Below are 16,822 nucleotides of genomic sequence, written 5' to 3'. Positions count from 1 at the left end.
TCCTTCCACTTAATTCGGCAGGTGCCGGATGTATAGAGAGGCGGGCGTAACGGCCCGCTACGACCCGCGCACTAGGCGGCGCGGATCAGTGCGCGAGCCGAATTACTCGGCACCGCCCTGCTCGGCGAGCTTGACGCGAAGCGCTTCCGCGGTGCGGACGAACTTCGACGGCAGCGCCTGGAAGAGCGAGGCAGCCTGAGACTGCTTGCCCTTGAACGCGCCGGCCAGCTTGCTGAGCAGAACCTCGCGGGACTCGAGGTCCGCGAGCTGCTTGATCTCATCGGCGGTCAGCGCCTTGCCATCAAGGACACCGCCCTTGATGATGAGGTTCGGGTTCTCCTTGGCGAAGTCACGAAGACCCTTGGCCGACTCCACCGGGTCACCGGTGATGAAGGCGGCACCCGTCGGACCAGTGAACTGGTCGTCGAGCGAGGTGATCCCGGCGTTGTTAGCCGCAATCTTGGTCAGCGTGTTCTTCACCACGGCGTACTGGGCGTTCTCACCGAGCGAGCGACGCAGCGTCTTGAGCTGCGCGACGGTGAGACCCCGGTACTCGGTCAGCACAACGGCGTTCGAGCTGCGGAACTTGTCCTCAAGCTCGGCTACGTCGGCAGCCTTGTCGGGCCTTGCCATAGAGCGTCGGCCTCCTTCCGGGTGATGAGGACCGCTCAGAAGGGGCTGACATACAAAACGCCCCGGCGCAGGCGCCAGGGCGTAGCTCAACCGGACGAAGTCCGGGAACGATTCCTCAGTCACCTGCGCGGGTCGTCCGCAGTAGCGGATCCTTCGGCCACCGCACCCTTCCAGGCACGGCAACGACCAGCGGTCTTTGGCTTCTGTGGAAGCGTACGCGAACCATGGGTGCGGGTGCAAATCCGCCCGTACGGCGGAGCCGCCCCCGCGCCCCCGCCGGCCCCAGGGCGGGCGGGGAGGCCTGCGGGGAGGACGCGGCCGCCGCACGGCCCCGTCGGCCCTCTTCCCGTCCCCTCCCGTCCTCTCCCGTCCTCGCGGGCCGTCGTGGCCCACCAGGGCATGCGCCGCATCCGACGGGCACGGAACACGAAGAACGGGCCCTCCGCTCCCCGCGAGGGGAGTGGAGGACCCGTTCAGCCACTCAGGCGAGCCGTGAGGCTCAGACCGCGGCCGGGTCTTCCTCGACGAGGAGGTTCCGGGTGCGGTTGGAGTCCAGCTGGATGCCGGGGCCCATCGTGGTGCTCAGGGCGGCCTTCTTGATGTAGCGGCCCTTGGCGGCGGACGGCTTCAGACGGATGATCTCGTCCAGGGCCGCCGCGTAGTTCTCGACCAGCTGCTCATCGGAGAAGGAGACCTTGCCGATGATGAAGTGCAGGTTCGAGTGCTTGTCGACGCGGAACTCGATCTTGCCACCCTTGATGTCGGTGACAGCCTTGGCGACGTCCATGGTGACGGTGCCGGTCTTCGGGTTCGGCATGAGACCACGCGGACCGAGCACGCGGCCGAGGCGGCCGACCTTGCCCATGAGGTCCGGGGTGGCCACGACGGCGTCGAACTCGTTGAGGCGGTTGCCCTTGGCGATCTCGTTGATCAGCTCGTCGTCGCCGACGATGTCGGCGCCGGCGGCTTCCGCGGCCGCAGCACGGTCACCGGTCGCGAAGACCAGGACCCGGGCGGTCTTGCCGGTGCCGTGCGGGAGGTTCACGGTGCCGCGGACCATCTGGTCGGCCTTGCGCGGGTCGACACCCAGGCGGAAGGCAACCTCGACGGTGGAGTCGAACTTGGTGGTGCTGGTGTCCTTGGCGAGACGGACGGCCTCGAGGGGAGCGTAGAGCTTCTCCCGGTCGATCTTGGCGTCCGCAGCGCGGAGAGTCTTGCTGCGCTTCACTTCTGCTCCTGTGTAAGTACTTCAGGCGTGGAGTCGTGGTGCGGACCAGCGCTTGGTCCTACCACTGGGGACTGCGAGGGGGCTGGATCAGCCCTCGACCGTGATACCCATCGAACGGGCGGTGCCGGCGATGATCTTCTCGGCGGCGTCGATGTCGTTCGCGTTGAGGTCGGGCATCTTGATCGTGGCGATCTCGCGGACCTGGTCACGCGTGAGCTTCGCGACCTTGGTCTTGTGCGGCTCGCCGGAGCCCTTCTCGACGCCCGCGCTCTTCAGGATGAGGCGCGCGGCCGGCGGGGTCTTGGTGATGAAGGTGAAGGAGCGGTCCTCGTAGACCGTGATCTCCACCGGCACGACCATGCCACGCTGCGACTCGGTCGCGGCGTTGTAGGCCTTGCAGAACTCCATGATGTTGACGCCGTGCTGACCGAGCGCGGGGCCGACCGGCGGAGCCGGGTTGGCCGCACCGGCCTTGATCTGGAGCTTGATAAGCCCCGTGACCTTCTTCTTCTTGGGAGGCATTGCTCTCTCCGGGTCCTAGTGAGAGTTTTCAGCCGTCCTTCCGGTCATCCGGATGGAGGCATACCGCACCACGATAGCGGGTATCAGTGCGGGGCTAAAAACCGAGCAGGTCAGACCGCCCTTGACGGGCTGGTCTGACCTGTTTCGGAAGCGTTTGGTCCGGAAGATCAGTTCTTCTGGATCTGGTCGAAGCTGAGCTCGACCGGGGTCTCGCGGCCGAAGATCTCGACGAGGCCCTTGACCTTCTTCGAGTCCGGGTTGATCTCGTTGATCGTCGCCTGGAGCGTGGCGAACGGGCCGTCCGTGACGGTGACCGAGTCGCCGACCTCGAAGTCCAGGACCTCGATGGTGCGCTTGACGGCGGGCGCGGGCAGGCCGGCCTCTTCGGCAGCCTGCTTGGCGGCCTTCTCCTGCGCCTCGGGGGCGAGCATCTTGACGATCTCGTCGAGGGTCAGCGGGTACGGGTCGTACGCGTTGCCGACGAAGCCGGTGACGCCCGGGGTGTTGCGGACGACGCCCCAGGACTCGTTCGTCAGATCCATGCGGACGAGAACGTAACCGGGCAGCTTGTTCTGCCGGACGTTCTTGCGCTCGCCGTTCTTGATCTGGACGATCTCTTCCTCGGGCACCTCGGCCTGGTAGATGAACTCCTCGACGTTCAGCGAGACGGCGCGCTGCTCCAGGTTGGCCTTCACGCGCTTCTCGTAGCCCGCGTAGGTGTGGATCACGTACCACTCACCGGGGAGCAGGCGCAGCTCCTCGCGGAGGGCCTGGATGGGGTCGACGGGCTCCGCCGGCTCGGCCGGGGCTTCCTCGTCGGCCTCGGCCTCGGCCTCGACGGCCTCGATGTCGGCCTCGTCCTCGGCGTCCTCGTCGGCGATGTCGGCGTCGGCGGCCTCTTCGGCCTCGGCGCCATCAGCCTCGGCGTCGACCTCGTCCTCGACGTGCAGGGCGGCTTCCTCCGCGGCGGCGCCGGCTTCGGCGTCGGCGAGCTCGGCCTCGTCGGGGTCCACAGCGTCCGCCGCCTCGACGATGTCGAGCTCGTCCTCGACGGACTCGACGGAGTCGTGGCTCACGTTCAGGTTCGGGTCAGACACGGTGGCTGCTTCTTCCTGGATACAAAAGGTGGTGGAACATGCGAAAACGGGCGGCACCCATCAGGCGCCGCCCTCCGCGGGGATCAGCCGAAGACGAACTTGATGGCTTCCTGGAACCCATAGTCAATCACGGTCACCAGACCGATCATGATGACGACGAAGACGATCACCACGGTGGTGTACGTCGTGAGCTGGTTCCGGGTGGGCCAGACGACCTTGCGGAGTTCCGCGACGATCTGGCGGTAGAAAAGCGCGAGGCGCCCCAGGGGGCCCTTCTTCCCGCGCTTGCCGCCCTTGCGGGCCTTCTTCTCTCGAGTGTCGCTCTCGGCGTCAGGCATGTCGATGGAGCCCAGGGCGTCCGTCACGTCTCTCACCTGAATCCGGGTCGTGGCCGTAGCCGCGCCCGGTTGCGCCGCACGGCGTTGCATCGAAGTACGTACCTGCGCACACGTCCGAGAAGGAGTGTGAAGCAGGGCCGGAGGGACTCGAACCCCCAACCGCTGGTTTTGGAGACCAGTGCTCTACCAATTGAGCTACGACCCTTTGCGTTCCCCAACCTACCGCATCCGAGCGAGTGCACGGAGTGCTCACGCTCTGGGGCGGCTGTTGAGGACCAACGACAGGTGAGTGTACGTGGTCCGGGCCCTGACGTCGAACAGAAGACATCCGGATCTGCTCCGTCCGGTAACTGAAACGGTGTGCGGCGCTTCTCGGCCGTCTGGGACGATTGGCCCCATGACCTCTGCAACGCCTTCCTCCGAGCGCCGGGTGTCTGCCCGCATCGGCGCCATTTCCGAGTCCGCCACCCTCGCCGTCGACGCCAAGGCCAAGGCCCTCAAGGCCGCCGGCCGACCGGTCATCGGCTTCGGCGCGGGCGAGCCCGACTTCCCGACGCCGGACTACATCGTCGAGGCGGCGGTCGAGGCCTGCCGCGACCCGAAGTTCCACCGCTACACCCCGGCCGGCGGCCTGCCCGAGCTGAAGAAGGCCATCGCCGCCAAGACGCTGCGCGACTCCGGCTACGAGGTCGACGCCTCCCAGGTCCTGGTGACCAACGGCGGCAAGCAGGCCATCTACGAGGCCTTCGCCGCGATCCTCGACCCGGGCGACGAGGTCATCGTCCCGGCCCCCTACTGGACCACCTACCCCGAGTCGATCCGCCTCGCCGGCGGTGTCCCGGTCGAGGTCGTCGCCGACGAGACCACCGGCTACCGGGTCTCCGTCGAGCAGCTCGAGGCCGCGCGCACCGAGCGCACCAAGGTCGTCCTGTTCGTCTCCCCGTCCAACCCGACCGGCGCCGTCTACAGCGAGGACGACGCCCGCGCCATCGGCGAGTGGGCGGCCGAGCACGGCCTGTGGGTGCTGACCGACGAGATCTACGAGCACCTCGTCTACGGCGACGCGAAGTTCACCTCGCTCCCCGTGCTGGTCCCGGCCCTGCGCGACAAGTGCATCATCGTCAACGGCGTCGCCAAGACGTACGCCATGACGGGCTGGCGCGTGGGCTGGGTCATCGCCCCGCAGGACGTCATCAAGGCCGCGACCAACCTCCAGTCGCACGCCACCTCCAACGTCTCCAACGTCGCCCAGGTCGCCGCGCTGGCCGCCGTCTCCGGCAACCTGGACGCCGTCGCCGAGATGCGCAAGGCCTTCGACCGCCGCCGCCAGACCATGGTGAAGATGCTCAACGAGATCGACGGCGTCTTCTGCCCGACCCCCGAGGGCGCGTTCTACGCGTACCCGTCGGTCAAGGAGCTGCTGGGCAAGGAGATCCGCGGCAAGCGCCCGCAGACCTCGGTCGAGCTCGCCGCGCTGATCCTCGACGAGGCCGAGGTCGCGGTCGTCCCGGGCGAGGCCTTCGGCACCCCCGGCTACCTGCGCCTGTCGTACGCCCTGGGCGACGAGGACCTGGTCGAGGGCGTGTCCCGCGTCCAGAAGCTCCTCGCGGAGGCCAAGGCCTAGCCTGCGGCGGTCCCATGGCCAGAGATCCTGGGCGGCGGCTCCCCCGGTACGGGGAGCCGCCGCTCAGGCGTTTCCGCGGCGCGGGCCCGTCCCCTGCTCGGCGTTCCGCCGGGCTCCCGCTCCAGACCCCGGGCGGCGCCGGAAAGGTCCCCCGCAGCGGCACCGAAGCCCCGCTCTCGCGTTCGGACAAGCCCCCGAAAGGTAAAACCCCCTCCCGCCCAGCGCCGCGGTACGGCAGGATCACCAGATGGAGCACGTACGCGATCTCACGCTTCTGCCGAAAGCCCACCTCCACCTGCACTTCACCGGCTCGATGCGCCCGTCGACCCTGCTGGAGCTCGCCGACAAGTACGGCGTCCGCCTCCCCGACGCCCTGACCGCCGGGGAACCGCCCAAGCTGCGCGCCACCGACGAGCGCGGCTGGTTCCGCTTCCAGCGCCTCTACGACGCCGCCCGGAGCTGCCTGCGCGAGCCGGAGGACATCCAGCGGCTGGTGCGCGAGGCCGCCGAGGAAGACGTACGGGACGGCAGCGGCTGGCTGGAGATCCAGGTCGACCCCACCTCCTACGCGCCCCTCCTCGGCGGCATGATCCCGGCCGTCGAGGTCATCCTCGACGCCGTCGACAGCGCCTCCCGCGAGACCGGCCTCGGCATGCGGGTCCTCATCGCGGCCAACCGCATGAAGCACCCCCTGGACGCCCGCACCCTCGCCCGCCTCGCCGTCCGCTACGCCGACCGCGGCATCGTCGGCTTCGGGCTCTCCAACGACGAGCGCCGCGGCATGGCCCGCGACTTCGACCGGGCCTTCGCCATCGCCCGCGACGGCGGCCTCCTCGCGGCCCCGCACGGCGGCGAGCTGACGGGCCCCGCCTCCGTCCGCGACTGCCTCGACGACCTGCACGCCTCCCGCATCGGGCACGGCGTACGGGCCGCCGAGGACCCCCGGCTGCTGAAGCGGCTCGCCGACCGGCAGGTCACCTGCGAGGTCTGCCCCGCCTCCAACGTCGCGCTCGGTGTCTACGAGCGGCCCGAGGACGTACCGCTGCGCACCCTCTTCGAGGCCGGGGTGCCGATGGCCCTGGGCGCCGACGACCCGCTGCTCTTCGGGTCCCGGCTCGCGGCCCAGTACGAGATCGCCCGCCGCCACCACGCCTTCACGGACGCGGAGCTGGCCGAACTGGCCCGTCAGTCGGTGCGCGGCTCGGCCGCGCCGGAGGAGGTCAAGAACAAGCTGCTGGACGGCATCGACCACTGGCTGGCCGGGTGAGCCGCAGGTCCCCCTCGTGGCAGTCGGCCCGGACCCGGTGGCCGTCGGGGAAGCCGATCTCCAGGTGGGTGCGGCCCTGCTCGGGCAGCGCGAACTCGGCGACCGACTCGACGGTCTGGCCGAGGTGGCGCAGGAAGGGGTGCTCGCCGAGGTCCTCGCCGACTTCGATCCGGCCCCACTCCCCCAGGTCGTAGGGCCCGTGCGGCTCGGCGCGCTCCACGATGAGGCACTGGTCCGACCCGGTGGTGATGCGCGTGGTCTCGCCGGCGCTGTCGATCAGCCAGACGTCGAGCGGTGCCTCGGAGCGCTCGCCCTCGCAGATGTGCCAGGACGCGACGACCCGGCGGATCTCGCGCCCCACCAGTCGTGTGGGGTCCGTACCGGCCCCGTGCAGGGGGCAGTGCATGTCAGATGCTGACGCCGACCGTCACCGGCTCGTTGACGAGGGTGACGCCGAACGCCGCGTGGACGCCCGCGACGACCTCCCGGGCGAGGGTCAGCAGGTCCTCGGTCGTGGCCGCGCCCCGGTTGGTGAGGGCGAGGGTGTGCTTGGTGGAGATGCGGGCGGGGCCGCTGCCGTAGCCCTTGGTGAAGCCGGCCTTGTCGATCAGCCAGGCCGCGCTGGTCTTCGTACGGCCTTCACCGGCCGGGTAGGCGGGCGGGGTGGTGTCGGTGCCGAGGCGGTCCTGGACGCGGGCCAGGAAGGCCGCGTAGGCCTCGTCCGTGAGGATCGGGTTGTGGAAGAAGGAGCCGGCCGACCAGGTGTCGTGGTCGGCGGGGTCGAGGACCATGCCCTTGCCGGCGCGCAGGCGCAGGACGGTCTCGCGGGCGAGGGCGGCCGGGACGCGGTCGCCGGCCTCGACGCCGAGGGCGCGGGCCGTCTCGGGGTACTTGATCGGGGCCGAGAGGCCGCCCGCGTCCTCCAGGGCGAAGCGCACGCGCAGGACGACGTAGCGGTCGGGCTGGTCCTTGAAGGTGCTGTTGCGGTAGCGGAAGGCGCATTCGGCGGCGGTCAGGGTGACCGTCTCGCCGGTGGTGCGGTCGTAGGCGACGACCTCGGTGATGGTGTCGCAGACCTCCTGGCCGTACGCCCCGACGTTCTGGATCGGGGTGGCGCCGGCCGAGCCGGGGATCCCCGCGAGGCACTCGACTCCGGCGAGCCCGGCCTCGACGGTGCGGGTGACGGCGTCGCTCCAGTTCTCGCCGGCCGCCAGCTCCAGGGTGGTGCCGTCGAGCCGGAAGCCGGTGGTGGCGATGCGCAGGGCGGTGCCGTCGAAGCCCTGGTCGCCGATGACCAGGTTGCTGCCGCCGCCGATGACCAGCAGCGGGGTGCCGCTCGCGTCCGCGGCGCGGACGGTTTCGACGACTTCGGCGTCGGTGGTCGCGGTGACCAGCCGGGCCGCGGGGCCGCCGAGGCGGAAGGTGGTCAGCGGGGCGAGGGGGGCATCGTGGAGTTCCTGCACGTGCACAAGAGTACGGTCCGTCCCCCTCGCGTCCCGGCGGGGCACTCAGTGGCCCTGGTTCCGCTCGGCCAGACGGCGTTCGGCCTCGGGCCAGCCGAGGGGGAGTTCCGAGGCGGGGACGGTCCAGAAGGTGAAGGCGGACTCCTTCATGTACGCGCTGGCTGCTCGGGAGCCGGAGCGGTGCGGCTCGCTGCGGGCGAAGCTGTAGAGGGCGTCCCGGTCCTCCCAGGCGGAGAGGGTGAGGAAGGTGCGGTCCAGGACTCGGGCCCGCAGGGCCACGCCGTGGGCGCCGGGAGCCTTGCGGATCTGGCGGATGATGCCGGGCGCCTTGAGGAAGAACTTCACGGCGCCGGCGAGGGTCGCGGTCTCGAAGCGGGAGGCCATGACGTAGACCTCGGCGCCGGGAGCGGCCTGGGTGGGCGTGGACCAGGGGATGTCGGGCATGACGGGTTCTCCTTCGCTGGTCGGGTGGGGCTCAGCCGGCCCGGACCGGGGCGGGGACGGTCACGGCTTCGGGGGTGACGGCCGGGGTGCTCTTCGTCCTGCGCGGGAGCAGCAGGGCGAGGGCGGCGGCCAGGGCCACCGCGGCGGCGCCTATCCACAGGGCGGGGACGGTGCCGTCGGTGAAGGTCTGCGGGGTCTCGTAGCCGCCCCGGGCGGAGAAGACGGAGGCGAGCACCGCCACGCCGAGGGCGCCGCCGACCTCGCGCAGGGCGTTGTTGGCGCCGGAGGCCTTGCCCTGGTCGGCGGGGGTGACGGTGGACATCAGCACGTTGTTGGCGGGGGCGAAGTACAGGGACATCCCGATGCCGCTCAGGACGAGCGCCGGGAGCTGGGCGGCGTACGAGACGTCCGGGCTCAGGATCACCGCGAACCAGCCGAGCCCGAGCGCCTGGAGGGCCAGCCCGGCGACGACGACGGGCCGGCCGCCGATCCGGTCGGACAGCACCCCCGCGATCGGGGCGACGAGGACCGCCATCCCGGTCCAGGGGAGCATCCGCAGTCCGGCCTGGGTGGGCGAGTAGCCGGCGACACCCTGGAGGAACTGGCTGAGCAGGAAGATCGACCCGAACATGCCGAGGTACATCAGCAGGCTGGCGATGTTGATCCCGAAGAAGCCGCGGCTGCGGAACAGCCGCATGGGGAGCATGGGGTTCGCGTTGTGGAAGCCGTGGTGGACGAAGCCGCCGATGAGCGCACTGCCCGCGATGAGGCCGGTCAGGACGGGGGCGCTGGTCCAGCCGTGGGCGTTGGCGTTGACCAGGCCGTAGACGACGCCGAAGAGGCCGCCGCTGATCAGCAGAGTGCCGGGGACGTCGAGACGGGAGTCCGGGGCGGTGGACTCGGCGAGGCGCAGGCGGGCGAGCGGGACCAGGGCCAGGCCGATGGGCACGTTGAGCCAGAAGATCCACTGCCAGGAGATGTGCTCGGTGAGGCTGCCTCCGACGAGGGGACCGCTGGCGACGGCGAGCCCGCCGACGGCCCCGTAGATCCCCAGGGCCATCCCCCGCCGGGCGGCGGGGACGGCGGCGGTGAGCAGGGTGAGGCTGAGCGGCATCATGATCGCCGCGCCGACGCCCTGCACGGCGCGGGCGGCAATGAGCTGGCCGATCCCGGACGCGAGGGCGGCTGCGGCGGAGGCGCCGGTGAAGACCAGGAGCCCGGTGACGAAGAGCCGCCGCCGGCCGAATCGGTCACCGAGGGCGGAGCCGAACATGAGCAGGACGGCGAAGGTGAGCGTGTAGGCGTTCACCGTCCACTCCAGGTCCTCCAGCTTGCCGCCGAGGTCGTTCCGGATGGCGGGGAGGGCGGTGGTGACGACGAGGTTGTCGAGGGCGGCCATGAAGCTGGCGGCCCCGGTGAGCACGAGGGCCCATATCGCGGGCGGGCGGAGCTTGGTCTCGGCTGGCTGGGTCACGGTTTCCCCCTGAGGGTTGTTAGTTATTGCTGACTAACTTTCGTGGGCAGGGAAGGGCCGGGGGGCCGGGCCGGGCGGGGCGCGGCGTGAGGGCCTCGGGCCCGGGGGGCCTCGGGCCCGGGGCCTACTGCCCCGGGCTGGACTGGGCCTGGGTGGGCGCGCTGCGGGCGGGGGTATGGAACCCCTCCCAGATGCGGTGCCCGGACGGGAACCCCATCGCGGTCAGGGTGTTGATGAGCATCCCGTAGGCCATGAAGGTGGTCGTCTCCCTGACGTCCCCGCCCAGGGGCACCTTCACGGTGTCCCACAGCTCCAGCCAGCCGGCCCGTACGAGCTCACCGAGCTCCCGGTCCCCGGCCGCCTCGGCGGCGGCGACGGTGACGTACATCTGGAGCTGCATCTGCACGATCTGCGGGTCCTCGGCGATGTGCCGGGTGTAGGCCTCGGCCATGGCACGCTCGGCGTCCTCCCCGCTCAGCCCCTCGACGGCCTCGGCGAACACCTCCCGGGTGCGCTTCAGGCAGCGGGCGGCGGCCGCGAGGAAGATGGCCTGCTTGTTCGGGAACAGCCGGAAGAGGTACGGCTGCGAAACCCCGACCCGCTTGGCGATCGCCTCGGTGGAGGTCCCGTAGTAGCCGCCGCGCGCGAACTCGTGGATCGCCGCGCGAATGACGCTCTCACGCCGCTCGTCCGCACTCATCCTTGCCATGGTTGTAAGTTAGTACTCAATCACTAACCGAGTCAAGGGGTGGGGCGGGGTCGGGCGAGCGGGGTTTCGGTGGGGCGGTCTCAGGGAGGGTTCGGGGGTTTCCCGTCAGTCCCATCGTCATTCCGTGCCGTGCCGGTCCCTCAAGGGCGCTCCTTCGTCGCGTCGCTTCGCGATGGCCTTCGGCCACCCTTGACCGACCGACCCGCCCCGGAAAGCCGAAAGACTGCCGGGAACCCCCCAAAAGAACGGTCACCAGGGACACGTCCGAGGAGCGGGTCTCTCAGGGACGAGGCGAGGGGTCAGGGGCCATGACCCCCTCCCGGATCCGGGACCATGTCCCACGCCCAGGGCCGGGGGCCCGGCCCCACCCGCACCGAACAGCGACCAGAGCAGCGCGGGAAGCGCCCAGGCGCGACAGATCGCTAAGCGCCTCTCACGTCTCGGCGACCGACGGCCGTCTGGGGCTGATACCTGCACCAAACGGTGATCAGAAGCCCGTCCGGGGCCGACGGGCGCGGCGGATCGCTACGCGCTGCGCTCCGGGGAGGGAAATGGGCCCTTCGGGGCGGGCTCGGGGGCCTGTCGGACCCTACGGACACCATTTCTGTCGGCAGATTCCGACAGAAGTCCTTCACCCCTCACGCCAACCGCTGAAAGCGGGCAAACAGGACGGGAAAGGTCTCGCGGTGGCTCCTCACCAGCCCCAGACGGGCCGCAGGCGCCCGGCGAAGCATGCCCCCGGTCCCTCGCCTCATCCCTGACGGGGCCGCTCCTGGGACCTGTCCACCGTGACCGTTCTTTTGGGGGCTTCCCGGCAGTCTTTCGGCTTTCCGGGGCGGGTCGGTCGGTCAAGGGTTGAGCGCAGCGAAATCGCGAAGCGACGCGACCGAAGGGAGCGCCCTTGACGGACCGGCCCGACACGGAATGACGATGGGACTGACGGGAAACCCCCAAACCGGCTCTGAGACGGCCCAGCGGAACCCCGCCCCCACCCCGCCCCGCGGCTCCCGCCCCGCGGCTCCCGCCCCGCCCCGCCGCTCAGGCCAGCTTGACCACTGCGCGGGACATGCCCAGGACCTTCTGGCCCGCGCTCATCGCCGTCAGGTCGACCCGCACGCGGTTGTCCTCCAGCTTGGCGGCGACCTTCGCGGTGACCTCGATCAGCGCGCCCTTGTCGTCGTTCGGGACGACGACCGGCTTGGTGAAGCGGACTCCGTACTCGACGACCGCACCCGGGTCGCCCACCCAGTCGGTCACCACGCGGATCGCCTCGGCCATGGTGAACATGCCGTGCGCGATCACGTCCGGCAGTCCGACCTCCTGGGCGAACTTCTCGTTCCAGTGGATCGGGTTGAAGTCACCCGAGGCGCCGGCGTAGCGGACGAGGGTGGCGCGCGTCACGGGGAAGGACGCCGCCGGGAGCTCGGTGCCGACCTCGACGTCGGCGTACTGGATCTGCGCGGTCATCTCAGGCCTCCTCGGGGGCGCGGGACACGAGCTTGGTCCACGCGGTCACCACGTGCTCACCGGACTCGTCGTGGACTTCGCCGCGGATGTCGACGATGTCGTTGCCGGCGAGCGACTTCACGGCCTCGATGGTGGAGGTCACGGTGAGCCGGTCACCCGCCCGCACGGGGCGGACGTACGCGAACTTCTGGTCGCCGTGCACGACGCGGCTGTAGTCCAGTCCCAGCTGCGGGTCCTCGATGACCTGGCCGGCCGCCGCGAAAGTGATGGCGAACACGAAAGTCGGCGGGGCGATCACATCCTGGTGACCGAACGCCTTGGCGGCTTCGGGATCGGTGTAGACGGGATTCTCGTCACCCACCGCGACCGCGAATTCGCGGATCTTCTCCCGGCCGACCTCGTACGGCTCGGTGGGCGGGTAGGTCCGCCCCACGAAGGTCTGATCGAGGGCCATGGCTCACTGCCTCCTGTTGCAGGGACACGATGAAGGGGCACGTTCCGAGGACACGTGCGGAGGGGCACGGAACGAACACAGCGGTCGCGCCCGGGCCGGTACGCAGCGGATCGGATCAAGATCCGCTGCGGAAACGACACAAGGTCGCCCCCATTGAAGGGGACGACCTCATGACGGTGCCTATATTCGAGACTTCGCCAGTGACTAGCGGGTCTCGCGGTGCGCGGTGTGCGAGTTGCAGCGCGGGCAGTGCTTCTTCATCTCAAGACGGTCCGGGTTGTTACGCCGGTTCTTCTTGGTGATGTAGTTCCGCTCCTTGCACTCCACGCAGGCCAGCGTGATCTTCGGGCGGACGTCGGTGGCAGCCACGTGAGTGCTCCTTGACGGACTATGGGACGGATGAACGCATAAAAGAGTAGCCGATCGGGAGACCGACCCCGCAATCGGCTACTGGGTGTAGCGGCGACCGGACTTGAACCGGTGACACAGCGATTATGAGCCGCTTGCTCTACCGACTGAGCTACGCCGCTTTGATGAGATCCGTTCCCCACCCGAGGGTGGGGAACCTCTCTCACCAGAGCCCCAATGCGGAATCGAACCGCAGACCTTCTCCTTACCATGGAGACGCTCTACCGACTGAGCTATTGGGGCGAGCGATGAAGACATTACACGGTTGCCTGCCGATCGCCCAAATCCTTTGGGGGGACTGGGCTCCGAAGACACCGTCGGGTCTTTCCCGGACCGCCCGCCCCGCCCTTTGTGGCGGGGATCACGCCCCTCGGCCTCCTTGCGGCCCCGCCGAGCCCGCTCAGCCGCACGGGCACCACACCGGTACGACTATTGCGCTCTTCCGCGAACCCGGCACCCCCGCGCCCTAGGCTCTGAGCACGCTGCGTGATCTTGGGCCGAGGGCTGCGGCCACGGCACAGGAACCGCCCGAGCCACCGCAGGAGCGCGATGTCCGACAGCCAGCCGCAGCAGCCCTCCCCCTCCCCGCGCCACCCCGTCGGCGGCCCCCTCGGCGGACCCGTCCCCGAGGCCAGCGGGCTCCTGCTGACCGGGGCGCGGCTCACCGACGGCCGTACCGTCGACGTCCGGCTGGGCGGCGGCCGTATCCAGGCCGTCGGCACCGCCGGCAGCCTCCCCACCCCCGGCCTGTCCCGGGTCGACCTGCGGGGTTACCTGCTCCTGCCGGCCCCCGCCGAGCCCCACGGCCACGGGGACACCGCGCTGACCGCGGACGCCGAGGGGCCGGTCTCCTACGCCCCCGACGAGGTGCAGCGCCGGGCCACCGAGGCGGCGCTGCTCCAGCTCGGCCACGGCGCCACCGCCGTGCGCTCCCACGTGCGGATCGGCGACGTGCACGGGCTGGGCCCCATGGAGGCCGTGCTCCAGGCCCGCCGCTCCCTGCGCGGCCTCACCGACCTGACCACGGTGGCCGTGCCCCGGCTGCTGACCGGGGTGGCCGGCGCCGACGGGCTCGCCAGGCTGCGCGACGCCGTGAAGATGGGCGCCTCCGTGATCGGCGGCTGCCCCGACCTGGACCCCGATCCGACGGGCTTCCTCGAGGCGGTCCTGGAGCTGGCCGCGGAACACGGCTGCCCGGTGGACCTGCACACCGACGGTGACGACCCGGGCCGGCTGGCCCGGCTGGCGGCCATGGCCGGGGGGCTGCGCCCCGGGGTGACCATCGGCCCGTGCGGCGGCCTGTCTCGGCTCCCGCTGGACTCGGCCACCCGCGCCGCCGACCGGCTCGCGGCGGCGGGCGTACGGGTGACGTGCCTGCCCCAGGGCGACTGCGCGGCGCTGGAGCGGCGAGGCCTGCGCACCGCCCCGGTACGCCTCCTGCGGGCGGCCGGGGTCCGGGTCGCGGCCGGCAGCGGGGCCCTGCGGGACGCCGGGAACCCGGTCGGCCGGGGCGACCCGCTCGAAGCCGCGTACCTGCTGGCCTCGCAGGGCGGGCTGCGCGCGGGCGAGGCCTACGAGGCGGTGAGCGCCGCCGCCCGGGAGGCCATGGGGCTGCCGGAGGTGCGGGTGGAGGCCGGCTTCCCGGCGGAGCTGCTCGCGGTGCGCGGGGAACGGATCGCGGGGGTGCTGTCGCTGGCGTACAGCCGCATCGTGGTCCACCGGGGGCGCGTGGTAGCCCGTACGAGTGCCGTGCGGGAGTACTGCGACTCCGCGGTCGCGGTGGCCCTGGACCTGCCCCGGCAGGGCCGTACGGAGCCGGGGCCCTGATCGTCGCCCCGGCTGTTCGCGGGCGGGGGCGCCCGGGTCGTCGTACGGTCGGGGCATGCGCATCGTCATCGCGGGTGGACACGGTCGGATCGCGCTGCGGCTGGAGCGCCTGCTCGCCGCGCGCGGGTACGAGGTCGCGGGCATCATCCGGGACCCGGAGCAGGGCGGCGACCTGCGGGAGGCCGGTGCCGAACCGGTGCTGTGCGACCTGGAGTCGGCCTCGCTCGAGCACGTGGCGGGGATCCTGCAGGGCGCGGACGTGGCGGTGTTCGCCGCCGGGGCCGGTCCGGGCAGCGGCGCGGCCCGGAAGGACACCGTGGACCGGGACGCGGCGGTGCTGTTCGCCGACGCCGCCGAACGGGCCCGTGTGCGCCGCTTCCTGATGGTCTCCACGATGGGCGCCGACTCCCGGCACGAGGGCGACGAGGTCTTCGACGTGTACCTGCGCGCGAAGGGCGACGCCGACGCGCACCTGCAAACCCGGCTGGGGCTGGAGTGGACGGTGCTGCGCCCGGGCCGGCTGACGGACGACGCCGGCACGGGGCTGGTCCGGCTGGAGGCCCGCACGGGCCGGGGCATGGTCCCGCGCGACGACGTGGCGGCGGTGCTGGCGGAGCTGGTCGAGACCCCGGCGACGGCCGGCCTGACGCTGGAGCTCGTCTCGGGGTCGGCGCCGGTGTCGGTGGCCGTGAAGGACGTGGCGGGCAACTGACGCGGCGGGCCCGGCCGCCGCGCAGCCGTCGACCGTCCGTCAGAAGCCCGCTTGCACCGCGGCGTCGGAGCGTTCGACCGAGCCCTGCGGGAACTGCTTGCGGTACTGCTGCCGGATCCGCTCGACGCGGGCGCCGCGCTCGTCGGCCTCCTTCTCGGGGTAGAGCAGCACGACCTCGTAGGAGCTTTCGCGGACGATGGAGCCGTCCTCGCCGCGCCACTGGCCGGACCCGTCCCGGAGGGTCAGTCCCTCGGGGAAGGCGGGGGTGACCTCGTCGTCGAGGAACCGCCCGAACTCGCCCTGGGCGACGGGTTGCCGTCCGTCGGGGCGCTGCGTGCCGAAGTACAGCCGGGTTTCCCGGTAGGGCTGCCCGGTGTCGCTGTGCAGTGCCGCCCCCACCAGGGCGGGGATCCCGGCGCCGAGCAGGGCGATGAGTACGCCGCCCCCGGCCTTGCCGCGTCTGTCCGAAGTCCATGTCACGCCCCGTGAAACGACCGGCCGCCCGCTTCGGTGCGTGGCGGGGGGCCGATAGGGTCACCCGGAAATCGGCCGCAGGGGGCGGTCGTACGGGTTCCGGGGTGGGGCATGGGCGACGGCGAGTGGCGCGTCAGCGCGGCGGAGGGCGGCCGGCTCGCGGCCCGGTGGTGGCGGTGGGCCCTGTCCGCGCCGGACGGGGAGAGCCCGGTGGGGGACACGACGGGCGCGTACGCCGGGTGGCGGCAGCCCCGGAGCGTGTGGTTCCTGGCGGGTACGCACGGCGGGCGGGTGGTGCGCCGGTGCAGCATCCCGTCGGGCCGGCCGCTGTTCTTCCCGGTGCTGAACACCAGGCGGACGGCGGTGCCGTTCGTGACCAAGCCGTGGCGGCTGGAGGTCACCCGGGCCTCGGCGGCCCTGAACAGCTCGCCCCTGAAGCTGCGGGAGTTCTCCTCGAAGCCCTTCCCGGTCCTGGGCATACCGCAGGTCGCCTGGGGGCTGTGGTGCGCCCTCGAACCCCTCCCGCCGGGTCAGTTCGTCCTGGAGATCGAGGCCGCGGCGTCGAACGGCTTCTGGATCGACACGACCTACCACCTGACGGTCACCGAGCCCCGGCCCTGAACCCGCGCCCCGTGCCGCGGGGCGGCCGTGGACGGGACATGCGAAGAAACCCCCGTCCAC

19 protein-coding genes and 3 tRNA genes are annotated in these 16,822 nt (G+C 71.1%); 5 read left to right on the top strand and 17 right to left on the bottom strand.

Annotated elements, in window-relative coordinates; genetic code table 11:
* Positions 1 to 102 precede the first annotated feature (102 nt).
* The 6 genes from rplJ to ACZ501_RS05940 form a co-directional block, all read right to left on the bottom strand.
* On the bottom strand, positions 103 to 633 hold the full coding sequence (gene rplJ / locus ACZ501_RS05965) for a 50S ribosomal protein L10 (RefSeq protein WP_361606076.1): 531 nt from the start codon (positions 631 to 633) through the stop codon (positions 103 to 105).
* A gap of 499 nt (positions 634 to 1,132) precedes the next feature.
* A complete protein-coding gene (rplA, locus tag ACZ501_RS05960; RefSeq protein ID WP_361606073.1) occupies positions 1,133 to 1,861 on the bottom strand; it encodes a 50S ribosomal protein L1 in 729 nt (242 codons plus the stop codon).
* An 87-nt stretch (positions 1,862 to 1,948) separates the two neighbouring features.
* On the bottom strand, positions 1,949 to 2,383 hold the full coding sequence (rplK, locus tag ACZ501_RS05955) for a 50S ribosomal protein L11 (RefSeq protein WP_361606070.1): 435 nt from the start codon (positions 2,381 to 2,383) through the stop codon (positions 1,949 to 1,951).
* 167 nt (positions 2,384 to 2,550) lie between these two features.
* Positions 2,551 to 3,480 (bottom strand): transcription termination/antitermination protein NusG, encoded by a 930-nt coding sequence (gene nusG, locus ACZ501_RS05950; protein WP_468792928.1) that lies wholly within the window; start codon positions 3,478 to 3,480, stop codon positions 2,551 to 2,553.
* 83 nt (positions 3,481 to 3,563) lie between these two features.
* Entirely contained in the window at positions 3,564 to 3,845 is a 282-nt protein-coding gene (gene secE, locus ACZ501_RS05945; protein WP_361606085.1) for a preprotein translocase subunit SecE, read from the bottom strand.
* A 105-nt stretch (positions 3,846 to 3,950) separates the two neighbouring features.
* Positions 3,951 to 4,023: transfer RNA gene (locus ACZ501_RS05940), tRNA-Trp, on the bottom strand.
* A gap of 192 nt (positions 4,024 to 4,215) precedes the next feature.
* On the opposite strand from ACZ501_RS05940, the gene ACZ501_RS05935 reads away from it, so the two are divergent.
* Together ACZ501_RS05935 and ACZ501_RS05930 are read left to right on the top strand one after the other, a co-directional pair.
* The gene (locus tag ACZ501_RS05935) at positions 4,216 to 5,442 is read left to right on the top strand and encodes a pyridoxal phosphate-dependent aminotransferase (RefSeq protein WP_361606064.1); all 1,227 of its coding nucleotides are present in this window, start codon (positions 4,216 to 4,218) and stop codon (positions 5,440 to 5,442) included.
* Positions 5,443 to 5,689: 247 nt separating this feature from the next.
* On the top strand, positions 5,690 to 6,709 hold the full coding sequence (locus ACZ501_RS05930) for an adenosine deaminase (RefSeq protein WP_468792926.1): 1,020 nt from the start codon (positions 5,690 to 5,692) through the stop codon (positions 6,707 to 6,709).
* On the opposite strand, the gene ACZ501_RS05925 is transcribed toward ACZ501_RS05930, so the two are convergent.
* The 10 genes from ACZ501_RS05925 to ACZ501_RS05880 form a co-directional block, all read right to left on the bottom strand.
* Complete coding sequence (locus ACZ501_RS05925; protein WP_362458103.1) at positions 6,663 to 7,115, bottom strand: hypothetical protein; 453 nt, start codon at positions 7,113 to 7,115, stop codon at positions 6,663 to 6,665. The genes ACZ501_RS05930 and ACZ501_RS05925 overlap by 47 nt on opposite strands.
* Before the next feature lies 1 nt (position 7,116).
* Positions 7,117 to 8,217, bottom strand: a complete 1,101-nt coding sequence (locus ACZ501_RS05920; protein ID WP_468792923.1) for a UDP-N-acetylmuramate dehydrogenase — start codon at positions 8,215 to 8,217, stop codon at positions 7,117 to 7,119.
* Entirely contained in the window at positions 8,218 to 8,616 is a 399-nt protein-coding gene (locus ACZ501_RS05915) for a DUF3291 domain-containing protein (protein ID WP_468792920.1), read from the bottom strand. It abuts the gene before it with no gap.
* A 31-nt stretch (positions 8,617 to 8,647) separates the two neighbouring features.
* Positions 8,648 to 10,090: a DHA2 family efflux MFS transporter permease subunit gene (locus tag ACZ501_RS05910; protein WP_468792918.1), complete on the bottom strand. Its 1,443-nt coding sequence runs from the start codon at positions 10,088 to 10,090 to the stop codon at positions 8,648 to 8,650.
* A gap of 124 nt (positions 10,091 to 10,214) precedes the next feature.
* Positions 10,215 to 10,799: a TetR/AcrR family transcriptional regulator gene (locus ACZ501_RS05905; protein WP_361606046.1), complete on the bottom strand. Its 585-nt coding sequence runs from the start codon at positions 10,797 to 10,799 to the stop codon at positions 10,215 to 10,217.
* 1,038 nt (positions 10,800 to 11,837) lie between these two features.
* The gene (locus ACZ501_RS05900; RefSeq protein WP_468792915.1) at positions 11,838 to 12,266 is read right to left on the bottom strand and encodes a MaoC family dehydratase; all 429 of its coding nucleotides are present in this window, start codon (positions 12,264 to 12,266) and stop codon (positions 11,838 to 11,840) included.
* A 1-nt stretch (position 12,267) separates the two neighbouring features.
* Positions 12,268 to 12,720 (bottom strand): MaoC family dehydratase N-terminal domain-containing protein, encoded by a 453-nt coding sequence (locus ACZ501_RS05895; protein WP_362458089.1) that lies wholly within the window; start codon positions 12,718 to 12,720, stop codon positions 12,268 to 12,270.
* A 204-nt stretch (positions 12,721 to 12,924) separates the two neighbouring features.
* Complete coding sequence (rpmG, locus tag ACZ501_RS05890) at positions 12,925 to 13,089, bottom strand: 50S ribosomal protein L33 (protein WP_003956487.1); 165 nt, start codon at positions 13,087 to 13,089, stop codon at positions 12,925 to 12,927.
* Between the two features lie 88 nt (positions 13,090 to 13,177).
* Positions 13,178 to 13,250 (bottom strand) — tRNA-Met (locus ACZ501_RS05885).
* A gap of 48 nt (positions 13,251 to 13,298) precedes the next feature.
* Positions 13,299 to 13,371, bottom strand: a tRNA-Thr gene (locus ACZ501_RS05880).
* Between the two features lie 306 nt (positions 13,372 to 13,677).
* Between ACZ501_RS05880 and ACZ501_RS05875 the strand changes: the two genes are divergently transcribed.
* Both ACZ501_RS05875 and ACZ501_RS05870 read left to right on the top strand, forming a co-directional pair.
* Complete coding sequence (locus tag ACZ501_RS05875) at positions 13,678 to 14,955, top strand: amidohydrolase family protein (RefSeq protein ID WP_468792912.1); 1,278 nt, start codon at positions 13,678 to 13,680, stop codon at positions 14,953 to 14,955.
* 55 nt (positions 14,956 to 15,010) lie between these two features.
* Entirely contained in the window at positions 15,011 to 15,667 is a 657-nt protein-coding gene (locus ACZ501_RS05870) for an SDR family oxidoreductase (protein ID WP_468792910.1), read from the top strand.
* 39 nt (positions 15,668 to 15,706) lie between these two features.
* Here ACZ501_RS05870 and ACZ501_RS05865 read toward each other — a convergent pair whose 3' ends face one another.
* Positions 15,707 to 16,147: a DUF3574 domain-containing protein gene (locus tag ACZ501_RS05865; RefSeq protein WP_468792908.1), complete on the bottom strand. Its 441-nt coding sequence runs from the start codon at positions 16,145 to 16,147 to the stop codon at positions 15,707 to 15,709.
* A 105-nt stretch (positions 16,148 to 16,252) separates the two neighbouring features.
* Between ACZ501_RS05865 and ACZ501_RS05860 the strand changes: the two genes are divergently transcribed.
* Complete coding sequence (locus tag ACZ501_RS05860) at positions 16,253 to 16,762, top strand: hypothetical protein (RefSeq protein WP_361606167.1); 510 nt, start codon at positions 16,253 to 16,255, stop codon at positions 16,760 to 16,762.
* Positions 16,763 to 16,822 lie beyond the last annotated feature (60 nt).

The organism is Streptomyces sp. NPDC034085 (assembly GCF_055575555.1).
The sequence above is the reverse complement of the archived record's forward strand: the minus strand, read 5'-3'. Positions and strand labels throughout refer to the sequence as shown.

Coding starts and splice junctions, on each gene's coding strand:
- ACZ501_RS05860 (WP_361606167.1), top strand. CDS start 16,253: ATGGGCGACGGCGAGTGGCGCGTCAGCGCGGCGGAGGGCGGCCGGCTC.
- ACZ501_RS05935 (WP_361606064.1), top strand. CDS start 4,216: ATGACCTCTGCAACGCCTTCCTCCGAGCGCCGGGTGTCTGCCCGCATC.
- ACZ501_RS05925 (WP_362458103.1), bottom strand. CDS start 7,115: ATGCACTGCCCCCTGCACGGGGCCGGTACGGACCCCACACGACTGGTG.
- ACZ501_RS05930 (WP_468792926.1), top strand. CDS start 5,690: ATGGAGCACGTACGCGATCTCACGCTTCTGCCGAAAGCCCACCTCCAC.
- ACZ501_RS05870 (WP_468792910.1), top strand. CDS start 15,011: ATGCGCATCGTCATCGCGGGTGGACACGGTCGGATCGCGCTGCGGCTG.
- ACZ501_RS05905 (WP_361606046.1), bottom strand. CDS start 10,799: ATGGCAAGGATGAGTGCGGACGAGCGGCGTGAGAGCGTCATTCGCGCG.
- rplK (WP_361606070.1), bottom strand. CDS start 2,383: ATGCCTCCCAAGAAGAAGAAGGTCACGGGGCTTATCAAGCTCCAGATC.
- ACZ501_RS05895 (WP_362458089.1), bottom strand. CDS start 12,720: ATGGCCCTCGATCAGACCTTCGTGGGGCGGACCTACCCGCCCACCGAG.
- ACZ501_RS05900 (WP_468792915.1), bottom strand. CDS start 12,266: ATGACCGCGCAGATCCAGTACGCCGACGTCGAGGTCGGCACCGAGCTC.
- ACZ501_RS05915 (WP_468792920.1), bottom strand. CDS start 8,616: ATGCCCGACATCCCCTGGTCCACGCCCACCCAGGCCGCTCCCGGCGCC.
- ACZ501_RS05875 (WP_468792912.1), top strand. CDS start 13,678: ATGTCCGACAGCCAGCCGCAGCAGCCCTCCCCCTCCCCGCGCCACCCC.
- rplJ (WP_361606076.1), bottom strand. CDS start 633: ATGGCAAGGCCCGACAAGGCTGCCGACGTAGCCGAGCTTGAGGACAAG.